The organism is Oliverpabstia intestinalis, from assembly GCF_009696065.1.
Taxonomy (GTDB): domain Bacteria; phylum Bacillota; class Clostridia; order Lachnospirales; family Lachnospiraceae; genus Oliverpabstia; species Oliverpabstia intestinalis.
Genome location: NZ_VUMS01000050.1, coordinates 1 through 7,897, shown reverse-complemented (window position 1 = coordinate 7,897; position 7,897 = coordinate 1). Strand labels below are relative to the sequence as shown.

General features: G+C 43.0%; 6 protein-coding genes. All 6 read left to right on the top strand.

All coding sequences use genetic code 11. The features are described 5' to 3' along the window. Positions 1–132: 132 nt before the first annotated feature. The 6 genes from FYJ57_RS14340 (at position 133) to FYJ57_RS14315 (ending at position 7,617) form a co-directional block, all read left to right on the top strand. Positions 133–3,036: a SpaA isopeptide-forming pilin-related protein gene (locus FYJ57_RS14340; RefSeq protein WP_154433178.1), complete on the top strand. Its 2,904-nt coding sequence runs from the start codon at positions 133–135 to the stop codon at positions 3,034–3,036. Beyond that, complete coding sequence (locus FYJ57_RS14335; protein WP_154433177.1) at positions 2,942–3,739, top strand: LPXTG cell wall anchor domain-containing protein; 798 nt, start codon at positions 2,942–2,944, stop codon at positions 3,737–3,739. Before FYJ57_RS14340 ends, FYJ57_RS14335 begins: the two co-directional genes overlap by 95 nt. Continuing rightward, entirely contained in the window at positions 3,736–4,866 is a 1,131-nt protein-coding gene (locus tag FYJ57_RS14330) for a MucBP domain-containing protein (RefSeq protein WP_154433176.1), read from the top strand. Before FYJ57_RS14335 ends, FYJ57_RS14330 begins: the two co-directional genes overlap by 4 nt. Positions 4,867–5,128: 262 nt before the next feature. Continuing rightward, the gene (locus FYJ57_RS14325) at positions 5,129–6,385 is read left to right on the top strand and encodes an AfsR/SARP family transcriptional regulator (protein WP_154433175.1); all 1,257 of its coding nucleotides are present in this window, start codon (positions 5,129–5,131) and stop codon (positions 6,383–6,385) included. Positions 6,386–6,391: 6 nt separating this feature from the next. After that, a complete protein-coding gene (locus FYJ57_RS14320) occupies positions 6,392–6,976 on the top strand; it encodes a signal peptidase I (RefSeq protein WP_235904599.1) in 585 nt (194 codons plus the stop codon). Between the two features lie 131 nt (positions 6,977–7,107). Next, positions 7,108–7,617 carry a flavin reductase family protein gene (locus tag FYJ57_RS14315; RefSeq protein ID WP_154433174.1) on the top strand — a complete coding sequence of 170 codons (510 nt, stop codon included), beginning with the start codon at positions 7,108–7,110 and terminating at the stop codon, positions 7,615–7,617. The last annotated feature ends 280 nt before the right edge of the window (positions 7,618–7,897 follow it).

The following is a 7,897-nucleotide window of genomic DNA, read 5'->3' as shown; positions in this document are numbered from 1 at the left end:
CACCTGGGAAAAACATATCTAATTTCAACGAATCATTCATTATCATATACCGCCTTTATTTGATACCAACATTTTATCACAGAAATAATTTCATTGGAAGCAAAAAACGGGCAATTGCGGAAGAACCCAATTTTGGCGGAAACCCTGGTCTGTGGTTGCGGAATATACATAAATTATAAATTTACCGGTGATGATGATATGTGGGTGTTGCTCGATGGGAAAAAAGTCATTATCGATTTGGGAGGAATTCATGACGCCTTAACCAAAAACGTTAATATTTGGAAGGAATTATTTAATGTTGATGACCCTACATCTTTGACACTTACAAACGATCAGAAACAAGAAGAGCACGTATTAACAGTTCTTTATATGGAACGAGGCGCGGGCGCATCAAACTGTGATATGAAGTTCACGCTTCCAAATGCCAGAGTAGCACAAGTAACACAGGAACCGTTAGCTGATTTCAGCTTCAAAAAAGTGAATACAACGAATGAAGCACTGGAAGGTGCAGCATTTAGCTTGACTAATAATTCAGATCCTACAGAAGTATACAATGCTACATCTATTGCAGATGGAACAGTTTCATTCAGAGATTTACGAGAAGGGACATATACACTGGAAGAAATGGCGGCACCTAATGGATATAGTCTTTCCAATGAAACATGGATTGTACAAGTCTCAAAAACAGGCAATTCTGCTGTGGCAACATTATATAATTCAGATGGAACAACTCCTGTTAAGTTAACTAATGGCATGTACAATATTGTAAATCAGACTCAGCAGGAAATTATCCAATCCAGTATGGAGCACAGCAAAACTGCAACAGTAAAAGATTGGGATGAAAGAACTTATAATATCAATATCAAAGCCGCATCAACATCAACAAGCGTAACAACATCAACACAAAAGCCGGTTGCTGATATCATGTTGGTGTTAGATGTATCCGGATCTATGAAAAAAGAAATAGTCACTTATGAATATGTGGCTATGAATACTAAAGATGGAAGAAAAATACTAGATAATGATAAAACCTATTATTTGGAAGTTAATGGTCAATATAAAGAATTGTATTATTCTTCTTACTACAAAAAATGGCGTGTTAAGGATGACATTGGGAGGAAAGATGCAGAAGAATATAGTGAGAAGTGCAAAATCTATACAGCATCTACAACTACCAGATTAGATGCCTTGAAAAATTCTGTAAATCAGTTTATAGATGATACAGAGGCAAAATCACCAAAGAGCAAGATTGGAATTACTGCATTTAGTAGTGCGGGTTATGGTGCGGATCGTGGTGATCACGGGAGCACAATGGATTTAACAGAAGTGGGAGTTGGTGATAATGCTCAGGATTTAAAAAAATTTGTTAATGAATTGGATGCCAATGGTGGCACGGATCCAGGAGTAGGACTCAGTAATGCAAAGACGAAATTAGATGCTGTAGTTAATGATGGTAAAACAAAATGTGTAGTATTATTTACAGACGGTGAACCAACAGGTAGAGGCAGTAGTTGGGACGAGACAGCACAGAAAAGTGCTGAGGACAAAGCGAAAAGTTTAAGAGATGCGGGATATACTGTTTATACAATAGGTTTTGACCTTAATGACAGATCAAAGACATTTCTAGCAGGTGGAACATATAATGAAACGAAGTATCCTGGAATTGCCTCACCGGGTTGTGCGAAAGTGGCAGATGATGCTGCATCATTGGGTGAAATCTTCAAAGAAATCCAAAGCACAATTACCAACGACATAGACATCGTAGGCGCAACAGTTACGGATGTGATTGATTCGAGGTTTGTAATCGTTAAAGATGATGGCACACCGATAAAAAATGAAGATTTGAAAGTTGAAAAGACCATAACCTTAGAGAATAGAGGAGTAGTATCCCTAGATAAAAACGGAAACCAGGTTGTAACATGGACTGATCAGACCATTCCCAACAAGAAAAAGGGAGAATGGAATAATACAATCACAGTGAAGGCAAAAGATGACTACATCGGAGGAAACAACGTACCTACAAACGTCACACCGGATTCTAAGATAACCACAGGATATGGTGAAATTGTTCTTCCTCAACCTAAGGTAAACGTAAAAGCCGAACTGAAGGTCAGAAACAAAGAAGTCACAATTTATAAAGGTGATAGTCTTCCGGCTACAGACACTGTGTTGAAGGAAATGTTCGATCTTGAAAGAAATACTAGTAAGTATAGTATTCCGGCGAATAGTTTTACAACTGAATGGTACAGTGATCCAGAATGCACAGCTGGGGTTACAGAGTTAACTGCAGATACAAATACTACATATTATCTAAAAGTAAGTTATAATGCAGGAGTACCATCAGCTGAAAGTACTGCAAATACAGACAAAAAAATAGCAGGTGATGAAAATCATATTGTAGAAGCTGTAAATGAAAGTAATTCTGAAAAACTGTATGGCATTTACACAATCAAGGTTGTATCAGGTAAAATCCAGATTACAAAGAAACTGGAAAGTGCGTTGAAAACAGATTGTACATTCAATTTCAGCATTAAAGACGAATCTGGAAAAGAAATCATAAAAGTTTCTATTACTATTCCGGCAAATTCCACTGAAGCAAAATTTACTGGTAAAGACCTGGAGAATTTATCTCGTGGAACATATACCATAAGCGAAGAAGGTTCGAATGGATATGTATTGACCGATTATCAGGTTGATGACACTACAAACTGTAGCAACACTCGCAATGAGGAAAAAGAGAGTGTCACATTCAAACTGGGATATGAGAAGACAACTGATAGTGATGGTAACGATGTAGATGTTATCCAAAATTACACTTATAATGAAAACAGTGGTGGAACTGTTGGAAGCGTTACTTTTAAAAACGAAAAGGCAACAACAGATTGGGATATTGTAAAAGTAAGCACAAGTGGAAATCAGGTTCATTTGCCAGGTGCAGAATATGAAAAAAAGAATTTTGTGCCTTGCCATGGCAGCGATCATGGCCGTAGGCATACATACAACAGCATTTGCAGAGACCCTGCAGGGCGGTTCTGACTGGAAGGTAGAATTCAACGGCTCCAAGATGAGCAGTAATTTTACTTCCGCAGACATGAAGAAAGATATCTTCCAGTTACAGCCGGGAGATACCATGGAACTTCAGGTAGGACTGAAGAACACCAGTGAGAAAGATGCAGACTGGTATATGACCAACGAAGTATTAAAATCTCTGGAAGACAGCCAGAGCATCGCAGAAGGCGGCGCATATGGTTACAAGCTGACTTATGTGGGACCGGATAAGAAAGAAACCGTATTATACGACAGCGAAACCGTAGGCGGTGAGGATGCCCAGAAGGGTGAAGGCCTTCACCAGGCCACCGATGCACTGGAGAAGTATCTGTATCTGGATCGCCTCTCCAAAGGTGATGTAGCTTCTGTTCATCTGACAGTAAAGCTGGACGGTGAGACACAGGGTAATGATTATCAGGATACACTGGCAAGCCTCCAGATGAGCTTCGCAGCCGATCCGGTGACGGTGACAACCGTGACGAAGAAGGGCGAAGACAAAGTTGTCAATAAGACAGTGACCAGGACAGTGCAGACACCGACAAAGAATGTTGTGAGATCCCCGAAAACAGGTGATACCACTCAGATCCTTGCCATCAGTGCGGTAGCGCTGGCAAGCGGTGTGATTCTTCTGATCCTGGCAGTGGTACTGATCAAGAAGCGAAAAGAGGAGAAAGGAGAGGGTCAGAGATGAAAAAAATGTATAAGATAGCCACAGTTCTTCTGGCCTTTTGTTTTCTGCTTGGATCGGTTCCTATGAGTGTTAAGGCAGAGAATTATAAGTATCAGGTAACGATATTCAGAGGTAAGCAGGGAGCTTTTTCCGGAACTGCAGGTCTGGTAGTAAAGGGAGCAGACTACAGTGTTTCCAATACTGCAGATGCTATCGTGATCAAAGATCTGAATCCCGGAGATACCGTAAGTTTTGAAGCAAGATCCGGTGCAGTAGCGCTGGATAAGGACAGCAAGTATTATGTGCAGGGTATCCGTATCAGTGGACGTGATAATAATGCTGCAGTAGAGAATTCTTCTTTTGAAGTGACCGGAGACCAGGAATACGTAGTAGCATACGGAATCAAAGGCGATCAGGTAGCTTACACCATCAATTATCAGGATGCTAACGGCAACAAGCTGGCAGACAGCCAGACCTTCTATGGTAATGTAGGTGACAAACCGGTGGTTGCATATACCTATATCGATGGTTACACACCGGAGTACAGAAACCTGACCAAGACCTTATCTGCCAATGCAGCAGAGAACGTATTTACCTTTAATTATCTGCCATATGAGACTGTAACCGTGACAACACCGGGACAGACCATCACCAACACCACCGAGCAGACAGTTACCGTACCGGGAGGTACAACGACTACAACCGGTGGTACTACCGGAACAACCGGTGGAACTACAGGCACAACCGGTGGCACAGGAACCAATGCCAATGGCGGTAACGCAGCAGGCACAACCACCGGAAACGGTGATGCACAACAGGACACAGATGCCACAGGTGGAACCGGCAATGGCGGACCTGGCAATGTAACAGATAATCAGGGAACAGAAGGCACAGAAAACGGCGGAACCACCCAGGATGCACAGGATAACGAAGACACCACCACCATCGGTGATGAAGATACACCAAAAGCAGACCAGGATCTGAAAGATCTGGACGATGAGGATGTACCGAAGAGTGACAAAGACCTGGATGGCAACAAGAAAGTAAAGAAGAGCCTTCCTCTGGTAGCCGGCGTTGGTATCGGCGTAGCAGCACTTGCAGCACTGGCAGCAGGTATTGTGATCGTCAGAAAACGTGTACACAGATAATCAGACAGTGGAAAGAACAGTGAGACTGCTGTATGGAGTAAAAACAAAACTCCATACAGCAGTTTTTTGTTGTCCACACAAATCAAAGTCGCGAAGGGTATTCTATTTTGCATAAAATAACATATAAAGAAGATTTGCTTTCCTTCACGTTATGTATTATAATATACATGTATATTGCACGGAAGGAACGAAAATCATATTTTCCGTGAAAGTGTAATACAACTCAGGAAAGTGGTTGTTTCAGGAGGCTGTAAACAGAAGTATGCAAACATGTGGAACGTATGTGAAGAACAAAAAATCGAAGAACCAACAGGTTTTGTATGTAAAAATGTTCGGTGATTTTTCCCTGAAATATCAGGGGAGATCTTTGATCGCAAAGAAGAAAAAAGAGACGCAGTTTGCACTGGTATTGCAGTTGATTTTCCATAGCGGAGAAGAGGGGATCAGCCGGGAACATCTGGAGAAGGTTTTGTTTGGTGAACGGACATTGGACGATGCGAACCATGCGATCCACAGCCTGATTTATAATATCAGAAAGAAGCTGGAGCAGACAGGGCTTCCGAAAGGAAAATATATTATTTCCAGAAGAGGAAGATTTTACTGGGACAAAGAGATTCCGTTTGAAGAGGATGCGCAGTTGTTTGAAGAGTACTGCAGCAGAGCATGCAGGGCAGGGGACTGGGAGGAACGGATTGAGCTGTGCTGGAAAGCTGCCTTGCTGTATAAAGGTGCCTTTCTTAAGGACTCCGAGCAGGAAGGCTGGGTAAAAGAGGAACGGGAGCGTTACCATACTATGTTCCTGAAGCTGATAGAATATATGGCAGAGATTCTGCGGAAAAAGAAGGCATATATCCAGCTGGAGAAGCTGGGCCGGCATGTATCAAAATCAGCGCCATATGAAGAAGGGGAACTGCTGGTGATCGAGGCGCTGACCGGTATGGGAAGAACAGAACAGGTAGAGAGTCTGTATGTGGAAACCGTGGAAAAGTATCGTCAGGTCTATATGGAAGAAGAACTGTGCAAATTAAAGGATTTCCGGAGAAAAATCGAAGAACAGCTTGACCATCAGTATGATATACTGGATAATATACAGGAGAATATGACAGAACAGCTGGAAAAGGTACAGGAGCCATATCAGTGTAACTGGATGGTGTTCCGGGAGATTTATCATATGGTTGCACGTATGATAGAGCGAAGCGGACAACAGGTGCAGCTGATGTTATGTACATTAACGGATATGGAGAAACATCCCATCAGATCCGATGAATGTGCAGAGGTACTGTCACGGTATATATGGGAAAGTATCTGCAGAAGTATTCGTGCGGGAGACGTAGTTACCCGTTACGGGAAGGGACAGTATCTGGTGCTTCTGCTCAATACAAAACCGGAGGATTGTCAGGAAATCCAGAAACGCATCGATGCACAGTTCCGGAAGAAAGATACCGTGTATGAGATCCGGTACAGCGTGAAGTCTGTCAGAAGTCTGAATAATGCAAAGGATGATCAGAGCCTGTCATAAGGTGTTTTGGGCAGGCATCGGTTCTGGTACAGGATATGGAAAAAAAGAAGAAAGAAAAAAGGGGCACTGGCAGGATGTGCCCGAGTCTGTAAGATATTCGGAACGGTCTGTCTGGTGGCAGTGATTCTTGTATGTCTGCCATTAACCCTTCCGCGGGTCTTCGGGTATGAGATCTATACAGTCATCAGTGGAAGTATGGAGCCGGCGATACCGGTGGGAAGTCTGGTCTATGTACAGCCGGGAGCACCGGAGGATGCCGAGACAGATGATGTGATCGCATTCTACAGTTCTATGGATACGGGAGCGATCATCACACACAGGGTTATCAAGAATGATATTGTAACCGGTCAGATCCACACCAAGGGTGATGCAAATGAAAAAGAAGATCTGTATCCGGTGGGCTATGATTATTACATGGGAAAGGTAGTGTATTCTGTTCCTGTGCTGGGACGGGTACTTGCATTTTTCGTGACATTTCATGGTAAGATCGCAGCGGGAAGTCTGATCGGACTTGCGATTCTGTTACAGATCATCGGTGGAATGCTGGAATCTGCGAATGAGAAGAAACAGGCAAAAATATCGCAGAAATAGCTTTGCGATATTAGCAGAAAATAGTATAATAACAGTAGCTGTGAAAGATGAGACAGTTACTGAGAAATGAAGGTAACCGGGGCAGCAGCCTGCAGTTACCTTCTGTGTTATAGAAAGAAGGGACAGGTACGATGGGATTTAAAAAAGTTGATGTAAAAACACTCGAGATGAAACCTTTTGAGAAGATCGGTTCCGAATGGATGCTGATCTCTGCAGCAAAAGACGGCAAAGCCAATACAATGACCGCTTCCTGGGGCGGCATCGGCGTTCTGTGGGGCAAGAATGTGGCAACAGTATATATCCGCCCGCAGCGTCACACCAAAGAATTCGTAGATGCAGGTGATACATTTACCATCAGTTTCTTCGGTGGCGAGCACATGAAAGAGCTGGGATACCTCGGCAAAGTCTCCGGCAAAGATGTCCCGGACAAGATCGAACAGTCCGGTCTGCATCTGACAGAAGTAGACGGTCAGCCGGGATTCGAAGAGGCTACACAGGTGCTGGTATGCAGAAAGCTTTACCATGACGAGATCAAACCGGAAAACTTCTATGAAACGGAAGAAGATGAAAGATGGTATCCGGAAAAAGATTATCATACCATGTACATCGCTGAGATCCGGGAGTGCTGGGTGAGAGAGTAAAGCAGAAAGTACAAAAGAAGAGTCGGAATCCTGAAAGGTAAGACAGGTTTCCGACTTTTTTGCATGGAAGATGAGGCAGGATTGGCTGTTTCTGGTTGCGGAAGTAAGGAAAAGAGACATATAATAGATGTTGCAGGGTAACTATTCAGTTGCCACTGTCCCGCGAGGTGTTTTGACATGAATATGTCAAAATCCCGAGACATACAAGCCAAAATGCCATCACCGAAGGTGATTTACGCGAGCAACGAGTCAAAGTCCGTGCTTGCACGGAACCTTGAGG